This is a genomic window from Aeromonas sp. s12 (assembly GCF_040907925.1).
In the GTDB taxonomy this organism is placed as follows: domain Bacteria; phylum Pseudomonadota; class Gammaproteobacteria; order Enterobacterales; family Aeromonadaceae; genus Aeromonas; species Aeromonas veronii.
On record NZ_JBFOCT010000035.1, the window covers coordinates 97869 to 120447 of the forward strand.

At 55.2% G+C, this 22579-nt stretch carries 21 protein-coding genes; 20 read left to right on the forward strand and 1 reads right to left on the reverse strand.

Features of this window, described 5'->3' with window-relative positions; all coding sequences use genetic code 11:
* Nucleotides 1–515: 515 nt before the first annotated feature.
* The 8 genes from rppH (at nt 516) to AB5Y67_RS17830 (ending at nt 8114) form a co-directional block, all read left to right on the forward strand.
* Nucleotides 516–1043: an RNA pyrophosphohydrolase gene (gene rppH / locus AB5Y67_RS17795; protein ID WP_005357996.1), complete on the forward strand. Its 528-nt coding sequence runs from the start codon at nt 516–518 to the stop codon at nt 1041–1043.
* Nucleotides 1044–1057: 14 nt separating this feature from the next.
* Entirely contained in the window at nt 1058–3328 is a 2271-nt protein-coding gene (gene ptsP / locus AB5Y67_RS17800; RefSeq protein ID WP_150390235.1) for a phosphoenolpyruvate--protein phosphotransferase, read from the forward strand.
* 76 nt (nt 3329–3404) lie between these two features.
* On the forward strand, nt 3405–4229 hold the full coding sequence (gene lgt, locus AB5Y67_RS17805; RefSeq protein ID WP_041201849.1) for a prolipoprotein diacylglyceryl transferase: 825 nt from the start codon (nt 3405–3407) through the stop codon (nt 4227–4229).
* Nucleotides 4229–5023 (forward strand): thymidylate synthase, encoded by a 795-nt coding sequence (thyA, locus tag AB5Y67_RS17810; RefSeq protein WP_005340427.1) that lies wholly within the window; start codon nt 4229–4231, stop codon nt 5021–5023. The genes lgt and thyA overlap by 1 nt, the downstream gene beginning before the upstream one ends.
* Before the next feature lie 223 nt (nt 5024–5246).
* Entirely contained in the window at nt 5247–6437 is a 1191-nt protein-coding gene (gene nhaA, locus AB5Y67_RS17815; RefSeq protein ID WP_150390236.1) for a Na+/H+ antiporter NhaA, read from the forward strand.
* Complete coding sequence (locus tag AB5Y67_RS17820) at nt 6434–6841, forward strand: hypothetical protein (protein ID WP_005348920.1); 408 nt, start codon at nt 6434–6436, stop codon at nt 6839–6841. The genes nhaA and AB5Y67_RS17820 overlap by 4 nt, the downstream gene beginning before the upstream one ends.
* The gene (gene nhaR / locus AB5Y67_RS17825) at nt 6828–7760 is read left to right on the forward strand and encodes a transcriptional activator NhaR (protein WP_005340434.1); all 933 of its coding nucleotides are present in this window, start codon (nt 6828–6830) and stop codon (nt 7758–7760) included. Before AB5Y67_RS17820 ends, nhaR begins: the two co-directional genes overlap by 14 nt.
* A gap of 51 nt (nt 7761–7811) precedes the next feature.
* Nucleotides 7812–8114, forward strand: coding sequence for a metalloregulator ArsR/SmtB family transcription factor (locus AB5Y67_RS17830; RefSeq protein WP_013724128.1), 303 nt, complete (start codon nt 7812–7814; stop codon nt 8112–8114).
* Nucleotides 8115–8163: 49 nt separating this feature from the next.
* Here AB5Y67_RS17830 and rpsT read toward each other — a convergent pair whose 3' ends face one another.
* A complete protein-coding gene (gene rpsT, locus AB5Y67_RS17835) occupies nt 8164–8427 on the reverse strand; it encodes a 30S ribosomal protein S20 (RefSeq protein WP_005308808.1) in 264 nt (87 codons plus the stop codon).
* Nucleotides 8428–8618: 191 nt separating this feature from the next.
* Here rpsT and murJ point away from each other — a divergent pair, with 191 nt between their 5' ends.
* The 12 genes from murJ (at nt 8619) to tapY2 (ending at nt 22570) form a co-directional block, all read left to right on the forward strand.
* The gene (gene murJ / locus AB5Y67_RS17840) at nt 8619–10181 is read left to right on the forward strand and encodes a murein biosynthesis integral membrane protein MurJ (protein ID WP_005348927.1); all 1563 of its coding nucleotides are present in this window, start codon (nt 8619–8621) and stop codon (nt 10179–10181) included.
* A 154-nt stretch (nt 10182–10335) separates the two neighbouring features.
* Nucleotides 10336–11310, forward strand: coding sequence for a bifunctional riboflavin kinase/FAD synthetase (gene ribF / locus AB5Y67_RS17845; protein ID WP_108613522.1), 975 nt, complete (start codon nt 10336–10338; stop codon nt 11308–11310).
* A complete protein-coding gene (ileS, locus tag AB5Y67_RS17850; RefSeq protein ID WP_199427877.1) occupies nt 11310–14171 on the forward strand; it encodes an isoleucine--tRNA ligase in 2862 nt (953 codons plus the stop codon). Before ribF ends, ileS begins: the two co-directional genes overlap by 1 nt.
* Nucleotides 14171–14668: a signal peptidase II gene (gene lspA, locus AB5Y67_RS17855; protein ID WP_019445577.1), complete on the forward strand. Its 498-nt coding sequence runs from the start codon at nt 14171–14173 to the stop codon at nt 14666–14668. The genes ileS and lspA overlap by 1 nt, the downstream gene beginning before the upstream one ends.
* Complete coding sequence (gene fkpB, locus AB5Y67_RS17860) at nt 14665–15117, forward strand: FKBP-type peptidyl-prolyl cis-trans isomerase (RefSeq protein WP_005341354.1); 453 nt, start codon at nt 14665–14667, stop codon at nt 15115–15117. The genes lspA and fkpB overlap by 4 nt, the downstream gene beginning before the upstream one ends.
* The gene (ispH, locus tag AB5Y67_RS17865; RefSeq protein ID WP_064338807.1) at nt 15117–16052 is read left to right on the forward strand and encodes a 4-hydroxy-3-methylbut-2-enyl diphosphate reductase; all 936 of its coding nucleotides are present in this window, start codon (nt 15117–15119) and stop codon (nt 16050–16052) included. Before fkpB ends, ispH begins: the two co-directional genes overlap by 1 nt.
* A 110-nt stretch (nt 16053–16162) precedes the next feature.
* On the forward strand, nt 16163–16567 hold the full coding sequence (locus AB5Y67_RS17870) for a type IV pilin protein (RefSeq protein WP_019445575.1): 405 nt from the start codon (nt 16163–16165) through the stop codon (nt 16565–16567).
* A gap of 2 nt (nt 16568–16569) precedes the next feature.
* Nucleotides 16570–17139, forward strand: a complete 570-nt coding sequence (gene pilV / locus AB5Y67_RS17875) for a type IV pilus modification protein PilV (protein ID WP_005348939.1) — start codon at nt 16570–16572, stop codon at nt 17137–17139.
* Nucleotides 17136–18134 carry a PilW family protein gene (locus tag AB5Y67_RS17880; protein WP_199427876.1) on the forward strand — a complete coding sequence of 333 codons (999 nt, stop codon included), beginning with the start codon at nt 17136–17138 and terminating at the stop codon, nt 18132–18134. Before pilV ends, AB5Y67_RS17880 begins: the two co-directional genes overlap by 4 nt.
* The gene (tppD, locus tag AB5Y67_RS17885; protein ID WP_150390242.1) at nt 18131–18568 is read left to right on the forward strand and encodes a type IVa pilus pseudopilin TppD; all 438 of its coding nucleotides are present in this window, start codon (nt 18131–18133) and stop codon (nt 18566–18568) included. Before AB5Y67_RS17880 ends, tppD begins: the two co-directional genes overlap by 4 nt.
* Nucleotides 18569–18578: 10 nt before the next feature.
* Complete coding sequence (locus AB5Y67_RS17890) at nt 18579–22292, forward strand: pilus assembly protein (protein ID WP_199415376.1); 3714 nt, start codon at nt 18579–18581, stop codon at nt 22290–22292.
* Entirely contained in the window at nt 22289–22570 is a 282-nt protein-coding gene (gene tapY2 / locus AB5Y67_RS17895) for a type IVa secretion system protein TapY2 (RefSeq protein ID WP_150390244.1), read from the forward strand. Before AB5Y67_RS17890 ends, tapY2 begins: the two co-directional genes overlap by 4 nt.
* Nucleotides 22571–22579: the final 9 nt, after the last annotated feature.

A 22579-nucleotide genomic window follows, 5' to 3' on the forward strand; every position in this document is an offset into this window, starting at 1 on the left:
ACACACAGTTATCCACAGAAATCTTGGATAAGTGGATGAAAGTGATTGGAGTCGCTGATATGTTACAAAAAATTGTGAATGCCACCCCATTTTTACAGGGTAAACGGGGTAGATATTGTGCCACTCCTGTGGATAATTTCGCCGCGGTGGATCTTTGAGCAGTTGAACTTGTTCACAATCCGGATCATGGATCTGACTCTTGGGGGAACATGGATCTAGATCCAGTTGTCTTATCTCAAGTTTATAAAAAATAATGATTTTTTATATTTCATGTCGCGTGGTGATACGGAGGGGCACTTTTCGCGTACAGTTAAAAAGTACTGTATATACCCGTTTGCTAACAGCTTTATGCACAGCCTGGGTGGGCAACTTGGGGGCGCGGATCCTTGGATTTGTTTATAAGTATGTTTGAAATCGAAAGTTATTCATGAAACAGGGGATTCACTCCTTGTTTGCTGCCACGGAGTGAATGTGGAACAATCTCCTTATAGATTCAGCCTTTATAAGGTGATCACGTGATTGATGGCGACGGATTTCGTCCCAATGTCGGTATCGTGATCTGTAACCGTGAAGGACAAGTGTTGTGGGCTAAACGCTATGGGCAGCACTCCTGGCAGTTTCCGCAGGGGGGGGTTGATGATGGTGAAACGCCAGAGCAGGCCATGTATCGAGAGCTGTATGAGGAGATTGGCCTCAAGCCCGAAGATGTGACCATCATGGCCACCAGTCGTAACTGGCTAAAGTACCGTTTACCCAAACGTCTTGTCCGCTGGGACAGTTCACCGGTCTGTATTGGCCAAAAACAAAAATGGTTCCTGTTACAGCTGAATTCGGGCAAGGAGTCGCGGATCCAGTTCGGTTGTCATGGCCATCCCGAATTTGACGACTGGCGCTGGGTCAGCTTCTGGTATCCGGTGCGTCAGGTCGTCTCGTTCAAGCGGGAGGTTTACCGCCGGGTCATGAAAGAGTTTGCCCCGCTGGCGATGCCAGTGCCGGTAGTGCAGGTCAACAAGAAGGATGGGCGGCGCAACCGCGCCCGTTAAGGAGCACAGATTAGTTGTTAACGGAACTGAGACGTATCGTCGAGAGCATGGCCGAGGCCAATACCCTCGAGCAGGCCTTGCAGGCATTGGTGAGCCAGACCCGGCACGCCATGGCAGTGGACTGCTGCTCCGTCTATGTCTCGGAACCCGAGGTGCGCCGCTATCGCCTGGCGGCTACCGACGGCTTGGCCCCGTCCGCGGTCGGCAAGGTGACCCTGCCCTACGAGCAGGGTATCGTTGGTCTGGTGGGTCAGCGGGAAGAACTGATCAACCTGGCTGATGCCCCCGCGCACCCCAGTTTCAAATTCCTGCCCGATGTTGCCGAAGAGGCGTTCCGCTCCTTCCTCGGCGCTCCCATCATGCATCAGCGTCAGGTAGTCGGCATTCTGGTGGTGCAGCAGAAGGAGAGCCGCCGCTTCGATGAGGGGGAAGAGTCCTTCATGGTCACCCTGGCGGCCCAGCTGGCGGCGCGGATCGCCCAGGCGCAAGCCAAGGGGTGGTTGCAGAAGACCGACTGGAGCAAGCCGCTGCGTGGTATTGCCGGTGCCAGCGGCATCGCCATGGCCAAGGCTTGGGTGTGGCGGCCCCGGAAGGCGCTCTCGTCCATTACCCCGCGCAAGGATGAAGACCATGCCAGCCAGCTGGCACGGCTGGAGCTGGCGGTTGAGGAGGTGCGGCACGACTTGGAGAGTCTGGCGCTGCGTTTTCGCGAGAGCTACAGCCAGGATTCGGTGGCGATTTTCGATATCTACCTCCATCTGCTGAACGATCCCGGCTACATCAAGCCGATTCGCAACAAGGTGAGCAAGGAGCACTGGACTGCGGTCTCTGCGGTCAAGCTCATCAGTGATCGCTTGATCGAGCAGTTCAAGGGGATGAAGGATCCCTACTTGCAGGAGCGCTCCACCGACGTGAAGGATATTGCCCAGCGGCTGATCAGCCGACTGGTGCAGAATGAACCGGAACATATCTCCATCGGCGAGCCGGTGGTGCTGGTCGCCGACGAGGTGACAGCCACCATTCTGGCGGAAGTGCCCCGCGAGTATCTGACCGGGGTGGTCTCGCTCAAGGGGGGAACTAACTCCCATGCGGCCATTCTGGCCCGCGCCATGGGGGTCGCCGCCATCATGGGGGTCGATCTGCCCCTCGGCGACATCGGCGGTCGCATGCTGGTTGTCGATGGTTACAGCGGCGATCTCTTCATCGAACCCAATCAGGTGATTCTGACTGAGTATCGTCAGCTGCTGAGCGAAGAGCGGGCGCTCGATACCTTGGTGCGCAGTGTCGACAACCTGCCATCCGAAACCGCCGACGGCACCAAGGTCTCCCTGTTGCTCAACGCCGGTCTCAGCGCCGATACCGAGATCTCCCTCAACCAGCTGGCGGACGGGGTCGGTCTCTATCGCACCGAGATCCCCTTTATGCTGCAGGAGAGCTTCCCCTCAGAGTGGGAGCAGACAGCCCGTTATCGCGGCATTCTGGAGACCTACCGCAACCGGCCGGTCTGCATGCGGACGCTGGATGTGGGCGGCGACAAGCCGTTACCCTATTTCCCCATCGTCGAGGAAAACCCCTTCCTTGGCTGGCGGGGGATCCGGATCACCCTGGATCACCCCGAACTGTTTCTGGTGCAGCTCAAGGCGATGCTGCGGGCCAGCGAAGGGCTGGACAATCTGGCCATCATGCTGCCGATGATCAGCAGCGTCAGCGAAATCAAGGCCTCCCGTCGCCTGCTGGATCAGGCGTGGCGGGAAGTGTCGGAAGAGGCAGCCAGCCGTGATGCGGTGATCCGCTACCCCAGCCTCGGGGTGATGATCGAGGTGCCCTCAGCCCTCTTTATCTTGCCGGAGATGGCGCCGCTCATCGATTTCTGGTCGGTGGGCAGTAACGACCTGACCCAGTACCTGCTGGCGGTAGATCGCAACAATTCCCGGGTTGCCAACATCTATGATGCCTTCCATCCTGCGGTGATCCGCGCCCTGCAACAGCTGGTTGATGCCTCCCATCGCTACCAGAAGCCGGTGTCGGTGTGTGGCGAGCTGGCCGGTGATCCGGTAGGTGTATTGCTGCTGCTGGCCATGGGCTATCGCCGCTTCAGTATGAACACCCACAACATCGCCCGGATCAAGTACGTGCTGCGTCAATCCACCCTGAGCGAGTTGACCGAACTGATGGCCGATGGCCTCAAACATGACAATCCCCACGTGCTGCGCGGCCTGTTTGCTCGCTATCTGGAGGAGCATGGTTTGGGCGGTTTGCTGCGAGCCGGTCATAAATCGAAATAGAGTGATTGATAATCATGCCTTGTCCCTGCTGACGAATGATCGGAAAATGCGGCTTTTATTTTGACTGGGGCCGCATATGCAGCACGATGGATATTGGGTTTTCTCGCAGATTGATCCCGTAGCATTCAGTTTGGGACCACTATCGGTACGCTGGTATGGTCTCATGTACCTGTTCGGTTTCGCATTTGCCATGTGGCTTGCCGGCCGTCGCGCCGATGCACCGAACAGCGGCTGGACCCGCAACGAGGTATCGGATCTGCTGTTCTACGGTTTCCTCGGGGTGATCCTCGGTGGCCGTGTCGGTTACGTGCTGTTCTACAACTTCGATCTCTTCCTCGCGGATCCCACCTATCTGTTCAAGATTTGGACCGGCGGTATGTCGTTCCACGGTGGGCTGATCGGGGTGATCACCGCGATGATCTGGTTTGCCCACAAGACCAAGCGCCACTTCTTCACCGTGGCCGATTTTGTGGCACCGCTCATTCCGTTTGGTCTCGGCGTCGGCCGGATCGGCAACTTCCTCAACGGCGAGCTGTGGGGCCGGGTCACCGATGTGCCCTGGGCCATCATCTTCCCGGAGGCCGGCCCCGAGCCGCGTCATCCCTCCCAGCTTTACCAGTTCGCCCTGGAAGGGGTGGTGCTGTTCATCATCCTCAACCTGTTCTGGCGCAAGAATCCGCCGCGCGGCGCCATCTCCGGCATGTTCCTGCTGTTCTACGGCCTGTTCCGCTTCCTGGTGGAGTTTGTGCGCCAGCCGGACAGCCAGCTCGGTCTCTACTTCCAGGAGATCAGCATGGGCCAGATCCTCTCCACCCCGATGATTATCGCCGGTGCCCTGATGATTTGGGCTGCCTACAAGCGTCCGCAGTTGTTCGGTAATGCCATGAAGGAGGCGAAATAATGCGAGCTTATCTCGACCTGATGCAGAAAATTCTCGATGAGGGCACCGTCAAGTCAGACCGTACCGGCACCGGTACTGTCTCCCTGTTCGGCCATCAGATGCGCTTCAATCTGGCGGAGGGGTTCCCGCTGGTGACCACCAAGAAGTGCCACCTGCGCTCCATCATTCACGAGCTGCTCTGGTTCCTCAATGGCGATACCAATACCGCCTATCTGAAGGAAAACGGCGTCAGCATCTGGGATGAGTGGGCCGACGAGAATGGCGATCTGGGGCCGGTTTACGGTGCTCAGTGGCGCTCCTGGCCTGCCGCTGACGGGTCTGTCATCGACCAGATCCAGAAGGCGGTGGATGACATCAAGCACAACCCGGATTCGCGCCGCATCATAGTCTCCGCCTGGAACGTGGGTGAACTTGACAAGATGGCGCTGGCTCCCTGCCACGCCTTCTTCCAGTTCTATGTGGCGGACGGCAAGCTCTCCTGCCAGCTCTACCAGCGCAGTTGCGATGTGTTCCTCGGCCTGCCGTTCAACATCGCCAGCTACGCCCTGCTGACCCACATGATGGCCCAGCAGTGCAATCTGGAAGTGGGTGACTTCGTCTGGACTGGCGGTGATGTGCACCTCTACTCCAACCACATGGAGCAGACAGCTCTGCAGCTCTCCCGCGAGCCGCGCCCGCTGCCGACCCTGGTGATCAAGCGCAAACCTGACTCCATCTTCGACTACAAGTTCGAGGATTTCGAGATCGAGGGTTATGACCCCCATCCCGGCATCAAGGCGCCCGTCGCCATCTGATAGCAAGGCGCCTCAGGGCGCCTTTTTTATGCAGTTAAATAATTGAAAATTCATTTTATTGATTAATAAGACGGTAGCCAGAGACGAGGAAAAACCTGCTTATAGCAGGTATGTTCTATTTTGCCTTCGGTTTTTTCGTTGTATTGAGCAGCAAGAAACGATTTTCCATTGGTTGTTGCAAGGGATAGACTCAAACCAAAGCAATACGGTGGAAAATTTAACCATGAGTGACGTAATCAAAAAGTTCCTGAAGCTGGAGGCCGCCTCCGGAATTATTCTGATCATGGCTGCCATGCTGGCAATGATTTTAGCCAATACCGCGCTGGCTGGCGGGTATCAGGCGTTTCTCGATACGCCGGTGCAGGTGCGCATCGCGGCCCTCGACATTAACAAGCCGCTGCTGCTCTGGATCAACGATGGCTTTATGGCGATCTTCTTCCTGCTGGTTGGTCTGGAAGTGAAGCGTGAAATGCTGGAAGGGGCGCTCTCGACCCGGGTTCAGGCGACTTTCCCGGCTATTGCGGCGGTGGGCGGCATGCTGGCTCCGGCCTTGATCTACGCCTTTTTCAACTATTCGGATGAAGTGGCGCGCGCTGGCTGGGCGATCCCGGCTGCGACCGATATCGCCTTTGCCCTCGGGGTGATGGCGCTGCTTGGCAAGCGGGTGCCGGTGAGCCTGAAAGTATTCCTGCTGGCGCTGGCCATCATGGATGACCTGGGTGTCATCATCATCATCGCGCTCTTCTATACCCAGCAGCTGTCGCTTGAGGCGCTGGCCATCGGTATTCTGGCAACCCTCACTCTGCTTTGGATGAATCGCCGTGGTGAAGACAGGATCAGCTTCTACATGTTGATTGGTCTGGTGCTCTGGGTTGCGGTGCTCAAGTCTGGCGTCCATGCGACCCTGGCGGGTGTAGTGGTGGGCTTTATGGTTCCGCTTAACGGCAAGCGTTACGCCTCGCCGCTCAAGTATCTGGAGCATCAACTGCACCCCTGGAGTGCCTATCTGATCCTGCCGCTGTTTGCCTTTGCCAACGCCGGGGTATCGCTGGAAGGGATTGGTCTCTCCTCCCTGCTGAGTCCGGTGCCTATGGGGATCATGCTGGGGCTGTTTATCGGCAAGCCGCTCGGGGTGTTCACCATCAGCTGGCTGTCGGTCAAGCTGGGCATCGCCCAGTTGCCGCCCGGGGTCAACTTCAAGCAGATTTTTGCGGTCAGCATCCTCTGTGGCATCGGATTCACCATGTCGATGTTTATCGCGTCTCTCGCCTTCGAGCACGGTGGGCTGGATTACGGCAGCTACTCTCGCCTCGGGATCCTGGTGGGTTCCACCATGGCGGCGGTAGTCGGCTATCTGGCCTTGCGCATGGCCCTTCCCAAGGGTGAAGGGGAACAGAGTACGGAGGGACTATGAAGCTGCATACAGGGTTGTTGATGCTGTTGTTGAGCCCCGCGGCATGGGCCGGCGGGCTGGAGGATTGCAAGCAGGACGCCACTTCGGCGAACTGCTCTGCCTATCTCAACGGGGTGGTAGACAGCGCCCTGCTGCTGGGGGACAAGCAGGCCAAGGCGCGCTTTGGCGAAACCTTCTCCGAGCGGGCGTTGAGCAGCCGGGCTGGCGAGATGGTCAAGCGTTCCAACAAGCGTTATTGCGCTGACCGGATGCCGGACAAGGCACGCCTCAAGGCCAGTCTGATGGAGCAGTTTGGCGCGAACAAGGTTGACTCGGTCAGCGACATGTATGACATTCTGGCGGTTGAACTCAGCTGCTACCGGAGTCCGCGTCAAGCGGGAACCCCATCGGATGTCACACCTTAACTACAACCATCTCTACTATTTCTGGATGACTCAGAAGAAGGGCTCCGTTACCCAGGCAGCGGAAGCCCTTTTTTTGACCCCGCAAACCGTCACCGGTCAGATCAAGCTGCTGGAGCAGCGCCTCGGGGGCAAGCTGCTCAAACGCAAGGGGCGCTCTCTTGAGGCGACCGAGCTGGGCCAGCTGGTGTTTCGCTATGCCGACAAGATGTTCAGCCTCTCCTACGAGATGCTTGATATCGTCAACTACCGCAAGGAGAGCCAGATCCTGTTCGACGTCGGCATCGCCGATGCCCTCTCCAAGCGCCTTGCCAGCCGCGTGCTGCTCTCTGTCATCCCCAATGATGGTTCCATCCATCTGCGCTGTTTCGAATCGACCCACGAACTGCTGCTGGAGCAGCTGAGCGAACATAAGCTCGATATGATCCTCTCCGACTGTCCGGTGGACTCCAGCCAGCATGCGGGGCTGCTCTCCAAGCGGTTGGGCGGCTGTGGCGTCAGCTTCTTCTGCAAGGCGCCATTGCCCGAAAAGCCCTTTCCCGCCTGTCTGGAGGAGCGCAAGCTGCTGATACCCGGTCGTCGTACCGCCATGGGGCGTCAGCTGACCCAGTGGTTCGAGCAGCAGGGGGTCTCCCCCAGCATTCTTGGCGAGTTTGATGATGCCGCCTTGATGAAGGCGTTTGGCTTCTTCAATCAGGGCATCTTCATGGCTCCTACTATCTATCGGGAGGAGATCCTTGAGGGGGAGGGGGTGATGCTGATCGGGGAAACCCAGGATCTGATGGAGGAGTATTACGTCATCTTCGCCGAGCGGATGATCCAGCATCCGGCGGTGAAGCGGGTCTGCGAGAGCGATTTTACCTTTCTCTTTTCCGGCCAGGAGAACTTCTCCGCTATCCAGCCGGCCACCCTGTCGTTTTAAAACGACCCGTCACCACGTATCATCGGCGATCAGTGGTAGAGGAGAGATGTGATGCAACTTGAAGAGATGGAAGCCAATGCGAGTAAAGCGGTGGCCTTGCTCAAGGCGCTGGCCAACGAGCGGCGGCTGTTTATTCTGTGCCAGTTGCTGGAGCGCGAACTGTCAGTGGGGGAGCTCAACGAGCGATTGGGATTGAGTCAGTCGGCCTTGTCACAGCATCTTGCGCTGCTGCGGCGGGATGAGCTGGTGACGACGCGTAAAGAGGCCCAGACGGTCTACTATTCACTGCGCAGCCATGAGGTGCGTGAAATGATCAGTTTGCTGCATCGACTTTATTGCAGCGCAGATAAATAAAAAACCGGCACTAAGGCCGGTTTTTTCAGCTTTGATCAGCAGAAGCTGATTAAGCCATAGCTTTGATCTGGGCAGACAGGCGGCTCTTGTGACGAGCAGCTTTGTTCTTGTGGATCAGGCCTTTGGTCGCCATACGATCCATGATCGGCTGAGCAACAGCGAAAGCGGCAGTCGCAGCAGCTTTGTCGCCAGAGGCGATAGCAGCAATGACTTTCTTCAGGTAGGTACGGGTCATGGAACGACGGCTGGCGTTGTGCTGACGGCGTTTTTCTGACTGAAGAGCGCGCTTCTTAGCAGATTTGATGTTAGCCAAGGTAAAACTCCTAAAACTGTCTTAGCGAGTGTATTGAAAAGGCCCGGAAATATGCCCTTCCAACCACATATTGTCAAATGATTTGTGCAAATAAACACCGCCTCCCGGTGGTGTGTCAGTAGGGAGACGGTTAAACTGTCGGCCGATTCTAGCAGCATTCTTTTCATTCTGACAGTTCCAGAGGCCTCGTCTTGAGTAAGAAATTGATCAAATCCGGCATGATAGTGTCCGGAATGACGCTGGCATCCCGCGTAATGGGCTTGGTTCGCGATGTGGTCATCGCAAATCTGCTCGGTGCCGGGGTGGCCGCCGACGTCTTCTTTTTTGCCAATCGCATTCCCAACTTTCTGCGTCGCCTGTTCGCCGAAGGTGCCTTCAACCAGGCCTTTGTTCCCGTGATGACGGAGTACAAGAAAAATGGCGACGAGGGGGAAGTGCGTGAATTGCTGGCGGCGGTTGCGGGCACGCTGGGGGGGATAGTAACTGTGGTCACCCTGCTCGGGGTGCTGGGGTCTGGTGTGCTGACCGCGCTGTTTGGCTGGGGCTGGTTCTGGGACTGGCTGCACGGCGGCCCTGCGGCCGAGAAGTTCGAGCTCGCCAGTCTGATGCTCAAGATCACCTTCCCTTACCTCTGGTTTATCACCTTTACCGCCATGGCGGGGGCCATCCTCAATACCTTCGGCCGCTTTGCGGTCTCGTCGTTTACGCCGGTGTTTCTCAACATCACCATGATTGCGGCGGCCTGGTGGATTGCGCCGCTGATGGACAAACCTGAGATCTCGCTGGCGATTGGTGTCTTTTTGGGCGGTTTGGTGCAGTTTCTGTTCCAGTACCCCTTTTTGCGCCAAATCAACATGCTGGTATGGCCCAAGTGGGGATGGAATCACCCTGGGGTGGTGAAGATCCGCACCCTGATGATCCCCGCCCTGTTCGGGGTATCGGTCAGCCAGATCAACCTGTTGGTCAATACCATGCTGGCTTCTTTCCTCGCGACCGGTGCCATCAGTTACCTCTACTACTCGGATCGCCTGCTGGAGTTCCCCCTCGGGCTGTTTGCGGTGGCCATCAGTACCGTGATCCTGCCTGCGCTGGCGAAAAAGCATGTGGATGCCGATCCGGCGGACTTCTCCCGCACCATGGATTGGGGCGTGCGGATGGTGATGCTGCTCGGCCTGCCCGCCATGATAGGCATTGCGGTGATGCGCGAGCCCATTTTGCGAGTGCTGTTCATGCGCGGCGAGTTCGGCCTGCATGAAGTGAGCATGTCGAGCGCCAGCCTGCTGGCCTCCACTACCGGTCTGCTCTCCCTGATGTTGATCAAGGTGCTGGCACCCGGTTATTACGCCCGTCAGGACACCAAAACGCCGGTGCGGATCGGGGTGATGTCGATGATTGCCAACATGGTTTGCAACCTCATTTTCATCTACCCGCTCGGTTACGTGGGGTTGGCGCTCTCGACCGCCTGCTCGGGCACTCTGAATGCGGCCTTGCTGTTCAAGGGGTTGTACCAGCAGAGCGTCTATCGTCCCTCCCGCCATACTGGCGTGTTCTGCCTCAAGTTGCTGGTTGCCAGCGTGCTGATGGGGGGCGTGCTCGCCTATCTGTCGCCAGATTTGGCCCAGTGGGGCGCATGGAGCATGGGCAAGGCCAGTTTGCAGCTGACCATGCTGCTGTCGCTGGGGGCTGCGGTCTATGCCGTGGTGTTGCTGCTGCTGGGCATTCGGCCGCGTCACCTTAAATCGGGGCAGCAGTAGCCGTGATCCTGCGGCGCCATGGGGATAGTGCCTCATGGCGCAGCAGGGGGCGTGATTGGGCCCGGATAGTTGAAATCAGGCTATGAGGGCTGACCCTGCCTGTTGCCTGATATATAATCCGCCGATTTCCATGGCAGCAACGCACAAGGCACTGATGGAGCTTATTCGCGGCATTCACAATCTCAAGCCCCGTCACCGGGGATGTGTATTAACCATTGGCAACTTTGATGGGGTTCATCAGGGTCACCATGCGGTATTGGCACGTCTCAAGGAGAAAGCGGCCCAGCTGGGATTGCCCGCCTGCGTCATGCTGTTTGAGCCGCAGCCGCTGGAGCTGTTTGCCGGTAGCGAGGCGCCGGCGCGCCTGAGCCGCTTGCGCGAGAAGTATGAAGCGCTCAAGGGTCTGCAGATCGACCGCATGCTCTGCGTGCGCTTCAGCCACCGCTTTGCCGAGCAGGCGGCCTCGACCTTCATCGAGCAGTTGCTGGTGGAGAAGCTCGGGGTGCGCTACCTGGTGGTCGGCGACGATTTTCGCTTCGGCAAGGGGCGGGAAGGGGACTTCCACCTGCTGGAGGAGGCGGGCCATCGCTTCGGCTTCGAGGTGATCAGTACCCAGAGCTTCCAGCTCGAACGGCAGCGGGTCAGCAGCACACTAGTACGTGAGGCCTTGAAAGCGGGCAGGATGGCGGAGGTGGAGCTGATGCTTGGCCGTCCCTACACCATCAGCGGCCGGGTGGCCCACGGCGACAAGCTGGGGCGCACCATAGGTTTTCCCACTGCCAATCTGGCCCTCAAGCGTCAGGTGATCCCGGTCGGTGGCGTGTTTGCGGTGGAAGTGATATGTTCCGGCAAGACCTTCCCCGGTGTAGCCAATGTGGGTGTACGGCCGACCTTGAGCGGTACACAAGCCAGATTGGAAGTACATCTATTTGATTTTTCTGGTGATCTATATGGTCAGCAGGTCAAGGTGCTGCTTCGCCACAAGCTGCGCGAAGAGCAGAAGTTTGCCTCTTTCACTGCCTTGAAAGAGCAGATCGAACGAGATGCCCTGGCGGCCCGAGCCTGGTTCGGGCTGCCACAATTCAATTTACCCAGCACTCTTTTAGAAAAGAAGGGAACCCAGGACTGATGAGCGACTATAAACACACCCTGAATCTTCCGGAAACCGAGTTTCCGATGCGTGGCGATCTGGCCAAGCGCGAACCCAACATGCTGAAACGTTGGTACGATCAGGATCTCTACGGCGCTATTCGCCGCGCCAAAGCGGGCAAGCCTTCTTTCATTCTGCATGATGGCCCCCCCTATGCGAACGGCAACATTCACATCGGTCACTCGGTCAACAAGATCCTCAAAGACATCATCATCAAGTTCAAGGGCCTCTCCGGTTTCGATTCCCCCTATGTGCCGGGTTGGGATTGCCACGGTCTGCCTATCGAACTGAAAGTGGAAGGCATGGTCGGCAAGCCGGGCGAGAAGGTTTCCGCTGCCGAATTCCGCGCCGAGTGCCGCAAATACGCCAAGACCCAGATCGAAGCGCAGAAGACCGACTTCATCCGTCTGGGTGTGCTGGGCGACTGGGAACACCCCTACCTGACCATGGATTTTGGCACCGAAGCCAACATCATCCGCTCCATGGCCAAGATCGTTGAAAACGGCCACCTGCACAAAGGCTCCAAGCCGGTGCACTGGTGTACCGATTGCGGCTCCGCCTTGGCTGAAGCCGAAGTGGAGTACTACGACAAAAACTCCCCCTCCATCGATGTGCGCTTCAAGGCCGTTGACGAGGCCGCCGTTGCCGCCAAGTTTGACTGCGCCGAAGGCCACACCGGCAAAGGCACACTCTCTGCCGTGATCTGGACCACTACCCCGTGGACCCTGCCGGCCAACCGCGCCATCGCCATGCACGCCGATCTGGATTACGCACTGGTGCAGGTTGAAGGTGAGCACCCCGAGCGTCTGATCCTGGCCGCAGAGCTGGTCAAGGATGTGATGGACCGCGCCGGTATCGAGAAATTCCACAATCTGGGCTATGCCAAGGGTGCCGCGCTCGAGCTGCTGCGCTTCAACCACCCCTTCTACAGCTTCGATGTGCCTGTAGTACTGGGTGATCACGTTACCCTGGATGCCGGTACCGGTGCCGTTCACACCGCACCTGGCCACGGTCAGGAAGACTTCGTGGTCGGTCAGAAGTACGGTCTGGAAGTGGCCAACCCGGTTGGCAGCAACGGTGTTTACCTGCCGGATACCGAACTGTTTGCCGGTCAGCATGTGTTCAAGGCCAACGCCTCCGTTATCGAAGTGCTGACCGAGCGCGGCGCCCTGCTGCATCACAAGGTGTTCAACCACTCCTATCCGCACTGCTGGCGTCACAAGACCCCGATCATCTTCCGTGCTACTCCACAGTGGTTCATCAGCATGGAGCAGAAGGGTCTGCGCAAGCGCGCGCTGGAAGAGATCGAGCGCATCGAGAAGGACGGCATTGCCCAGCAAGGCCAGAGCGGCTGGGTACCGGCCTGGGGTAAAAACCGTATTCAGGCGATGGTCGAGAACCGTCCTGACTGGTGTATCTCCCGTCAGCGTACTTGGGGTGTGCCCATCTCCCTGTTCGTCCACAAAGAGACCCAGGAACTGCACCCGGAATCCGTGCGCCTGATGGAAGAGGTGGCCAAGCGGGTCGAGCAGTCCGGCATTCAGGCATGGTGGGATCTGGACAAGGTCGAGCTGCTGGGTGCCGATGCCGACATGTACGACAAGGTGCCTGACACTCTGGATGTCTGGTTTGACTCCGGTTCTACCCACGCCTCCGTGGTCGATGCCCGTCCCGAGTTCAACGGCAAGCCAGCCGACATGTATCTGGAAGGTTCTGACCAGCACCGTGGCTGGTTTATGTCCTCCCTGATGATCGGCGTGGCCATGAAAGACAAGGCTCCCTACAACCAGGTGCTGACTCACGGCTTCACCGTGGATGGTCAGGGTCGCAAGATGTCCAAGTCCATCGGCAACGTGGTCAGCCCGCAAGACGTAATGAACAAGCTGGGTGCCGATATCCTGCGTCTGTGGGTAGCGAGCACTGACTACACCGGCGAGATGACTGTCTCCGACGAGATCCTCAAGCGTTCTGCCGATGCTTATCGTCGTATTCGCAATACTGCCCGCTTCCTGCTGGCCAACCTGAACGGCTTCAATCCGGCGACCGACATGGTGGCACCTGCCGACATGGTGGTGGTGGATCGCTGGGCTGTGGGTCGTGCCAAAGCGGTACAGGCCGAGATCATGGCAGCGTTCGATGAGTACAACTTCCACGGTGTGACACAGAAGCTGATGCAGTTCTGCTCCATCGAGATGGGCTCCTTCTATCTGGACGTCATCAAGGATCGTCAGTACACCGCCAAAGCTGACAGCTTGGCCCGTCGCTCCTGCCAGACCGCCCTCTATCACATCGCCGAGGCCATGGTGCGCTGGATGGCGCCGATCATGAGCTTCACCGCTGATGAAATCTGGGCCCTGCTGCCGGGTGAGCGCGGCGAGTTCGTCTTCACCGAAGAGTGGTACGACGGCCTGTTCGGGCTGGAAGCGGGTGAAACCCTCAACGACGAGTTCTGGGCCGAGATCCTCACCGTGCGCGGTGAAGTGAACAAGGCGCTGGAAGTGGCTCGTGGTGAGAAGCGCATCGGCGGCTCCCTGCAGGCCGAGCTGACCCTGTTCGCCAAGCCGGAGCTGGCTGCACGCCTGAATGCCCTGGCTGATGAGCTGCGCTTCGTGCTGCTCACCTCCAAAGCCAAGGTTGTGGCGGCTGACACTGCGCCGGAAGGCTCTGTGGCGACCGAGCGTGATGACCTGTGGCTGAGCGTGGCCCAGTCTGCTGCCGCCAAGTGCGACCGCTGCTGGCACCATGTAGAAGATGTGGGCACCATCGCGGGTCACGAAGAGATCTGTGGTCGCTGTGTGACCAACGTTGAGGGTGACGGCGAAACTCGTCAATTTGCCTGATGAACATGACTCAACATAAAAGCGGCCTGCGTTGGCTGTGGCTGGCAGTGCTGGCCTTTGTACTGGACCAGGCGAGCAAGCTCGCCGTGGTCAAGTTGCTGCCATTTGGTTACCCGGGGGTGGAGATCACCCCCTTCTTCAATCTGGTTCACGTCTACAACAAGGGTGCCGCATTCAGCTTCCTGGCTGATCAGGGGGGCTGGCAGCGCTGGTTCTTCGCGGTGCTGGCTTTTGCCATTTGTGGATTGCTGATCCACTGGCTACGCAAGCAGTCGGTGGCCCAGCGTTGGAGCGGTATCGCCTACTCACTCATCATCGGCGGCGCCCTCGGCAACGTCTTTGATCGACTGGTGTTGGGCCATGTGGTCGATTTTCTCGACTTCTACTGGCAGCGTGCGCATTGGCCGGCATTCAATCTGGCCGACAGCTTTATCTTTATCGGGGCCGCCATGATTGTGCTGGACGGTTTCCGTGGTGAGAAAAAGGAGCAGGCATGAGCCAGCAGATCACCGCTAACAGCAGCGTGCTGTTCCACTTCTCCATCAAGCTGGAAGATGGTTCGGTGGCCGACAGCACGGCGCTGCACGGCAAACCGGCCCGCCTGCGGATGGGCGATGGCAGCCTGACCCCCACCTTCGAGCAATGCCTGTTGGGGCTGAGCGAAGGGGAGAGCAAGAGTTTTACGCTGGCGCCGGAAGAGGCCTTTGGTCTCTCCAATCCCGACAACATCTACCATCTCGACCGGGCCAAATTTGGCGCCGATGTGGAGCCAAAAGTCGGCACCATCATCCTGTTCGATCAGCCTAACGGCAGCGAGCTGCCGGGCATCATCCGGGCGGTAGCCGGGATGTCGGTGACGGTCGATTTCAACCATCCGCTGGCCGGTCATACCGTCACCTTCGAGGTGGAGATCCTGGGCGTTGATGATGAGGAGAAGGTGCATTAATGGATATTCTGCTCGCTAACCCTCGCGGTTTTTGCGCCGGTGTCGATCGCGCCATCAGTATTGTCGAGAGCGCGCTGGAGAAGTTCGGTGCCCCCATCTATGTCCGCCATGAAGTGGTGCATAACCGGTATGTGGTGAACAAGTTGAAAGATGCGGGCGCTGTCTTCGTCGAGGAGCTGGACGAGGTGCCGGACGACAGCATCGTCATCTTCTCTGCTCACGGCGTGGCCAAGACAGTGCGCGAGATGGCAAAGTCCCGCGCCCTCAAGGTATTTGATGCCACCTGTCCGCTGGTGACCAAGGTTCATATGGAAGTCCATCGAGCCAGCCGCAAGGGCTCCGAGGCGGTGCTCATCGGCCACGCCGGTCACCCCGAGGTGATCGGGACCATGGGGCAGTACGAGAATCGCGAAGGCGGCATGTATCTGGTGGAGACGCCGGAAGATGTCGCCAAGCTCAAGGTGAAGAATCCGGATGACCTTTGCTTTGTCACCCAGACCACCCTGAGCGTGGATGAGACCTCTGACGTCATCGATGCGCTGCGCAAGCACTTCCCCAAGATCCAGGGGCCGCGCAAGGACGATATCTGCTACGCCACCCAGAACCGTCAGGATGCGGTGCGGGAGATAGCAGGGCTGGTGGACGCCATGTTGGTGGTGGGGTCTCGCAACTCCTCCAACTCCAACCGTCTGCGCGAGCTGGCCGAGAAGGTGGGCGCCAGAGCCTATCTTATCGACGATGCGTCGATGATTGAGGCGAGCTGGCTGGAAGGGGTGAAGGCGATCGGCGTCACCGCTGGCGCATCCGCCCCCGAGGTGCTGGTGCAAAACGTGATCGCCCGCCTGCGGGATCTGGGAGGCAAGGTGGTCGCCGAGCATCCTGGCCGTGAAGAGAACGTAGTCTTTGAGGTTCCTCCCGAACTTAGAATAATTTGAGTGCAGCCAGGAAGGCTTAAGAATAAAGTGTGTTGATAATGACGCCGGGTTTGTTCAAGAGACAGGCTCGGCGTTAAACTTATGAAGCAGTCTGTCACCAAGGATGGGATATGATTGGATACTTTCGTGGCTTTTCTCTTATTGAGTTGATGATTGTCATCGCCATCGTGGCGATTCTTGGCACCATCGCTTATCCCGCCTATCAGCAATATGTGCTGACCAGTCATCGTGTCGAAGCCAAGAGCATGCTGCTCAATGCGGCCAATCGGCAAGAAACCTATTTTATGGATTTCAATCAGTATGCATCCTCTGCTGCTGCTCTTGGTATCAGTAGTGCATCTGAGAATGGTCTGTATCAATTATCCATTGCCGTATCAGGCAACACCTACACCTTGTCAGCCAGTGCTGGCGCGACGACAGCCCAAGCCAAAGATACCGATTGCACAGTGTTTTCCATTAATCAGTTGGGCGTCAAAAGTGCTTCTGGTGCAGCTAGCAATAGCTGTTGGGAATAGTCATGGCCATTCATGTTTCATCACATGAGAGGGGATTCAGCCTGTTGGAGGTGATGATCACCGCAGTCATCCTGTCGCTGGGGCTGCTTGGTCTGGTTGCTTTGCAAACCCATTCAAAATTTGCCAGTTATGAAGCTCGCCAGCGCACTATTGCCAGCTGGCTGGCTAACGATATGGTCGAACGAGTACGGATAAATCGCGATAGCTGGACCGCATCCGGTGCAGTGACCGTTAATCTTGCTGCCAACTTGCCACGTCCGACATGCGCCGCCGCAGATGGCACAATCAGCGCGTGCAGTGCTGCAGATTTACGTAACGCCGACCTTCACTACTGGCAACAAGCCCTGCTTGGGGCCAGTGTGTCGGGGGCGGCATCTTCCTTGAATTCACCGATAGGCTGCGTGGTGCGGCGGGCCAATAATGTATTGGCTGTCGGAATATTCTGGGCTGGCAAGCAAGAGATATCTGATGGGGGGGCTGCTGCCGCCGCAGCAACGCTGATCAATGAGTGTCAACTCTCGACAGCAAATAATCTTTCGAGGCGCCAGTTTATTCTGACGACGACTTTATGAATTCTCGCGGTTTCACGCTGGTAGAGTGGCTGGTCGCTATGCTGCTCGGTCTATTTTTGTTGGCGGGGGTATTCACAGTTTTTGTGATGTCTCGCTCCAGCTCTGAAGATGCCTTTGATCAAAGTGAATTACAGGAAAATGGTCGATTGGCCATTCGACTGATTAGCCAGGATATCAAATGGGCTGGCTTTTTTGGAGCTTATACCGGTCAGTCAACGCAAGTTGGCCCCTCTCTGACCCTCAGTGCTGGTAGCATTGTTCCTGCCAGTAGCGATTGTCTGGATGAGCGTTCTGTCGGTAGTTTGCCATCAAATGCTGGTCCCATCAGGGGGCTATGGGTAAGCCGGGTATCAACCACCAAAGGATTGGCTGGATTCGCTTGTATTCTCGCTGCTGATCGGGTGGCAAACTCGGATGTTATCAGTATCAAGCGATTGGTAGGGCGTTCTATACCCGCATCAGAGGGATTGGATACAAACCGCTTTTATATGGCAACCAATAGTCAGGAGGCGAGAGTCATCAAGGGAAGCGAAACCAGACCACTCTTTGGTGCCAATAATGAGAGCCAGATCTGGGAATACCAGCACTACATTTATTACCTGTCACAAGAAGATGGTATTCCTGTTTTACGCAAGCGCTATTTGACCGTCAATGGTGGTTCTTCTCTGATTGGTGGCGCCATGGCGGAAGGGGTTGAACATATGATACTGATGTTCGGTATTGATGATTCAGTGATCCCCGATGGGCATATCGATAGATATCTTTCAGCTGATCAGATGGCTGCTCAGAGTTGGAATGAAGGTCGGGTATTGGGGGTGCGGTTATTTTTATTAATTAGAGCGGCGAAAGAGTCTGCACGTTACAAAAATAATAACACCTATCAACTTGGCAATCTGCCCCCGATAAAAGGCAATGGCGATGGCTATCGCCGCCTATTGCTGGAAAGCAGCATCGCATTGCGTAACCCGCAAATTGTTACTCGGAGTGGCACATGAGATCGTTTCAACAACAGCAAGGGATTGCACTGATAGTCGCACTGGTTATTCTGGTTCCTTTGACTTTGATTGCGGTAGTCGTCATGCAATCCAGTGGTATGAGTCTGAAGATGGCGGGTTCTAGTGCCAGTTTGCAACGGGCAGAGCACGAAGTTGAAGGTACTCTGGAGTCTGCATTGAGCGATACTTCTCTCTCAACACAAATTGCAACGCAGGCAATTGGTGCTTCGGCGGCAATAGGCACTACCACTCCTGCTACTACCCTGACAGTCAATACAGAAAGTGTATGCAAACGAAAATTTGAAGCCAGTAGCCAGAATGTAACACCAGCTTGTCGCTATGCTGACGCCACTACCTCGAGTGCGTATGGCAAAATCAATAGTCAGATGACCTTTACTGCCGGGGTCGAACAGCCCCTGTTAAGTGCCAATTAGGGAGCCAGTAATGAACATAAGGAACTGTTTATTAACAAGCTTGCTGGTATTGTGTAGCGGAATATCCGGCACATCTTTAGCGGTAGGGACTGGCTATTCTGATGATACCGAGTTGTTTATTTATGACTTTGCCAAAGCCGGGGATTTTCGGCCAAAGGTTCTATTTATATTCGATAACTCAGGCAGTATGGGCGAAACAACTTTGCTAGGAAAGGAAGAGTATGACCCTGAATTTCCTTATCCAAGGTTGGCATATGATGATGGGAGTAACAGTTTTCTCTATTACTCAACAAATGGAACTCCCCCTCAAACGTTAGATAGTAACAATACCAGACGGTTTTCAACGAGTAAAAATGCTTGTGCCACATCTCGGGAGCCTCTTAACCAAATTGGACTATTTTCATCTGTCTATTGGAATTATGAGGTATCTGGTTCGGGCAAAAACAGAAAAGGGGAGTGGAAACCATTAAAAAACTATGCATCCAACACAACCAATATAGTGGATTGTCAACAGGATATTTCAGCAAAAAATGTTGATAACAGCGGTTTTACAGGTTCGTATCAGTCTGTCTCTGGAGCAACCAAGGGTTATCCAGTAAATAGGTCTAACAATACTAACATTAGTATTCCATGGGTTGATAGTGCTACACCTGTCGCCCCGAATACGGGTGGGGCAGAAGTGCTGACCATATATACCGCCAACTATTTGCGTTGGTATCATGCACCTTCCACTATTACTACATCGAGACTAAATGTAGCCAAACAGGCGCTGAGGGAGTTGGTTCGCTCTACGCCAGCGGTAGACTTTGGCCTTGCGGTGTTTAACCAAAATGATGGTAACGGCAGTACCAATAAAAATGGTGGTCGTATCATTAGGCACATCATGGGTAATGACGCCATCTTGGCTGGCGGTAAAACCGGCGCTCAGGATCTTATTGATAAATCAAATAGTCTGGCGGCGGAGACATGGACGCCTTTGTGCGAAACCTTGTATGAGGCCTACCGTTATTTTGGCGGGCTTGATATCTACTTTGGTGATGATGATGCGAGTCGCAATCCTCAGCGAGACCCTAATGCCGAAATTCCTACAGCTAATAAGTATAAGTCTCCATATGATAAGTGCTCTAATAATGGCTATGTCATTTATATGACTGATGGTGCTCCAACGTATGATGCTGCTGCGGATAGTTTGGTAGCGGGATTGCTCAATAGCTCAAAAGATCCTAATAAGCCTAGTTATAGTGACACGGTCGGTTATGGGACGGGAAAAGATAAAAGTTACCTTGCTGCACTTGCTGGTTATATGAAAAACAATGATGTCAATACATCTGCTGCTGGTAAGCAGACGGTCACTACCTTTACCGTTGGGTTTGGTGATGATGCAATTAAGGGGGCAGGTGTACTATTGGCTGAAACTGCCCGTCGCGGTGGCGGAAAATATTATCCAGCAACTGATGCTACCCAACTTAACGAAGCGTTAAAGTCATCATTGCTGGCTATTTTGAAAATGAATACCTCGCTGGTCTCTCCCGCCATTGCCACCAATAACTTTGACCGAACTCGCAGCCTTAATAATATCTACTACGCCATGTTTGAACCGGGAGCTGGCCCGCGATGGAAGGGAAATTTGAAAAAGCTGGTGCTGGCACCTGAGAAAGGTTACGTGGTAGACAGTACTCTATATGAAGATGAGAATGGAGAACCTCAGATAGGATTACCTGCGATTTCCAGTGACGGAACAATTCTTGAGTCAGCAAAAACCTATTGGTCATCCACCACTGATGGTAACAAGGTTGCCGAGGGTGGGGTACAGGAGATGCTGGCAGCTAAAACCAATCGCAATCTTTATGTTATTCCTCCTTCCACTAATACATTAACTCCCTTTAGCAAGTCTGCTCTTGAGGGCATTGCTGGCGGGGCGACGCAGCTACGCACCGTCATGAAGCTGGATAGTGCTGATAGCATGGATGACCTGCTTAATTGGACCAAGGGGATTGATGCATTTGATGAGAATCAAGATGGTGATAGAACAGATAATCGGGAGTATATTCTTGGTGACCCGTTGCATTCACGGCCATTAGTGATCAACTACGGTTGTACAAAGTCGACAGGACAGACTACATGTACACCTGACTTGCGCATTGTGATGGGAAGTAATGCCGGCTTCTTGCATATGTTTAAAGACAGCGTCACCACCGTTGATGAAAGCTGGGCGGCCATGCCTTATCAATTTATCGCCAATCAAAAAGCGCTGCGAGAAAACCTGGATTCATCGGTTCATCTATATGGGGTAGATTCATCGCCCACTGTGCTGGTCAATGAGCAAGTCAAAGATGGTCATGTCAAGTCGTCACAAGGTGATAAGGTGTGGTTATTTACCGGGTTGCGTGGCGGTGGCAAGGCCTATTATGCCTTGAATATATCAGACCCCGACTCTCCCACGCTTATGTGGCGACTGGATAAAAACAGCGCCGGTTTCAGCAAACTGGGCGAGACCTGGTCGATCCCCGAGGTTGCGTTTATTCCCGGTTATTACACAGAAACCGCTGGTAAAAAAACCTATAAACCTGTCCTGATATTCTCTGGAGGTTATGATCAGGCCAAGAGCTATTTGGGCCAGGGGGCTGAAGACAGTGAAGGGGTGGGTATTTATATCGTGGATGCTGAGGCCGGCACGCTGTTGTTCAGCTTTACCCCGGATGCGGCCAGTGCAACCAACAAACAAGTTGCAGGCATGGTTTATAGCATGCCTGGCTCTGTCTCCGTGCTGGATAGTGATGGAGATGGTATTTCAGACCGAATCTATGCAGGAGATACCGGTGGCCAGATCTGGCGCATCGACATGAAGGAGACAGAAAAATCCAAATGGACGGCCATCAAATTTGCCAGTTTGGGTAATGCCCATTTAAGTGAGGGTGATAAGAAACTGGCAGACGACCGTCGCTTCTTTACTCAGCCCGTATTGGTGCGCACCATCAATAAAGGTTGGAAGTATGATGGGACAAATTATCTTTACAGCGAGCGTCCGTTTGATGCCGTATTGATAGGCAGTGGTGATAGAAACCGCCCCTCCTCGGAGGCGACAACCCAAAATGTGTATGTGATGCTACGTGACTACAATGTTAATCCAACCTTGTTTGGGGCAACGTCTGAACCAGCGGTGCCATCAAGTATCACACTGAACGATCTCTACGATGTGACCAGCGATCCCTTTACGGGTTTGAATGAAGAGCAGATTGTAAACACCACCAAGGCGTTGACCAGCAAGTTGGGATGGAAATTCTGGCTCAATGAAAGTGGTGAAAAATCAATGGGGGCTGGTTTAGTGTTGCAAGGCAAGCTCTATTTCACCTCCTTCTTGCCTCAGGTACAGGACTTCCAACAATGTACGATTCAATCGATCGGTGCCATGCGCCAATATATGATTGATATGCACTATGGCACTTCTTTCAAATATGTACTGGATAGCAACAATCAGGAAGTTATTCAGCGTTACGTAGAGGTGCAAAATAAGGTTGCTGATGATCTGGTTATTCATGGTGGGGATGATGGCCGGATCAGGATTATAGGTGGTGCTCCGGGCAAGGAGGTCATCCTCAAAGATGATGGGAAGGGAGAGCCTGAGCGCTGTACCGGTGAAGGAGAATGCTCACAAGGTGCGGAAGAGGCAAAAATGGATATGTCTCCCAAGAAAATCTATCTCTATGAAGGAGAACAGGGATGAAACGCATGCTGCTCTGGTGTGTGGGCTTACCCTTGTTGGTTAATGCTCAAACGGAAGACATAAAATGTTATGTCACTCTGGAAGGTGGCGTGCAGATGGTGTTGCAGCAACCGGTTGCTGATACGAGCAAGGCAAATCTGGTCAGGGTATTTAAACAGAAAGGTTATGAGATTGATGGGGTGGTGCATCTTGTCACAGAGGTAATCGAGTGTGTTCCTTTGGCGGCTAACTTTTCGCTGGCTGATGCAAAAAAACAAGATGAAATCCAACCCAGATAACGTTGGTTA

Excerpts from the sequence above, each read along its gene's own strand:
- lgt (WP_041201849.1), top strand. The coding sequence starts at position 3,405 with ATGCAGCACGATGGATATTGGGTTTTCTCGCAGATTGATCCCGTAGCA.
- tppD (WP_150390242.1), top strand. The coding sequence starts at position 18,131 with ATGAGATCGTTTCAACAACAGCAAGGGATTGCACTGATAGTCGCACTG.
- fkpB (WP_005341354.1), top strand. The coding sequence starts at position 14,665 with ATGAGCCAGCAGATCACCGCTAACAGCAGCGTGCTGTTCCACTTCTCC.
- ribF (WP_108613522.1), top strand. The coding sequence starts at position 10,336 with ATGGAGCTTATTCGCGGCATTCACAATCTCAAGCCCCGTCACCGGGGA.
- AB5Y67_RS17880 (WP_199427876.1), top strand. The coding sequence starts at position 17,136 with ATGAATTCTCGCGGTTTCACGCTGGTAGAGTGGCTGGTCGCTATGCTG.
- AB5Y67_RS17870 (WP_019445575.1), top strand. The coding sequence starts at position 16,163 with ATGATTGGATACTTTCGTGGCTTTTCTCTTATTGAGTTGATGATTGTC.
- thyA (WP_005340427.1), top strand. The coding sequence starts at position 4,229 with ATGCGAGCTTATCTCGACCTGATGCAGAAAATTCTCGATGAGGGCACC.
- tapY2 (WP_150390244.1), top strand. The coding sequence starts at position 22,289 with ATGAAACGCATGCTGCTCTGGTGTGTGGGCTTACCCTTGTTGGTTAAT.
- nhaA (WP_150390236.1), top strand. The coding sequence starts at position 5,247 with ATGAGTGACGTAATCAAAAAGTTCCTGAAGCTGGAGGCCGCCTCCGGA.
- pilV (WP_005348939.1), top strand. The coding sequence starts at position 16,570 with ATGGCCATTCATGTTTCATCACATGAGAGGGGATTCAGCCTGTTGGAG.
- AB5Y67_RS17830 (WP_013724128.1), top strand. The coding sequence starts at position 7,812 with ATGCAACTTGAAGAGATGGAAGCCAATGCGAGTAAAGCGGTGGCCTTG.
- lspA (WP_019445577.1), top strand. The coding sequence starts at position 14,171 with ATGAACATGACTCAACATAAAAGCGGCCTGCGTTGGCTGTGGCTGGCA.
- ispH (WP_064338807.1), top strand. The coding sequence starts at position 15,117 with ATGGATATTCTGCTCGCTAACCCTCGCGGTTTTTGCGCCGGTGTCGAT.
- nhaR (WP_005340434.1), top strand. The coding sequence starts at position 6,828 with ATGTCACACCTTAACTACAACCATCTCTACTATTTCTGGATGACTCAG.
- AB5Y67_RS17890 (WP_199415376.1), top strand. The coding sequence starts at position 18,579 with ATGAACATAAGGAACTGTTTATTAACAAGCTTGCTGGTATTGTGTAGC.
- ileS (WP_199427877.1), top strand. The coding sequence starts at position 11,310 with ATGAGCGACTATAAACACACCCTGAATCTTCCGGAAACCGAGTTTCCG.
- AB5Y67_RS17820 (WP_005348920.1), top strand. The coding sequence starts at position 6,434 with ATGAAGCTGCATACAGGGTTGTTGATGCTGTTGTTGAGCCCCGCGGCA.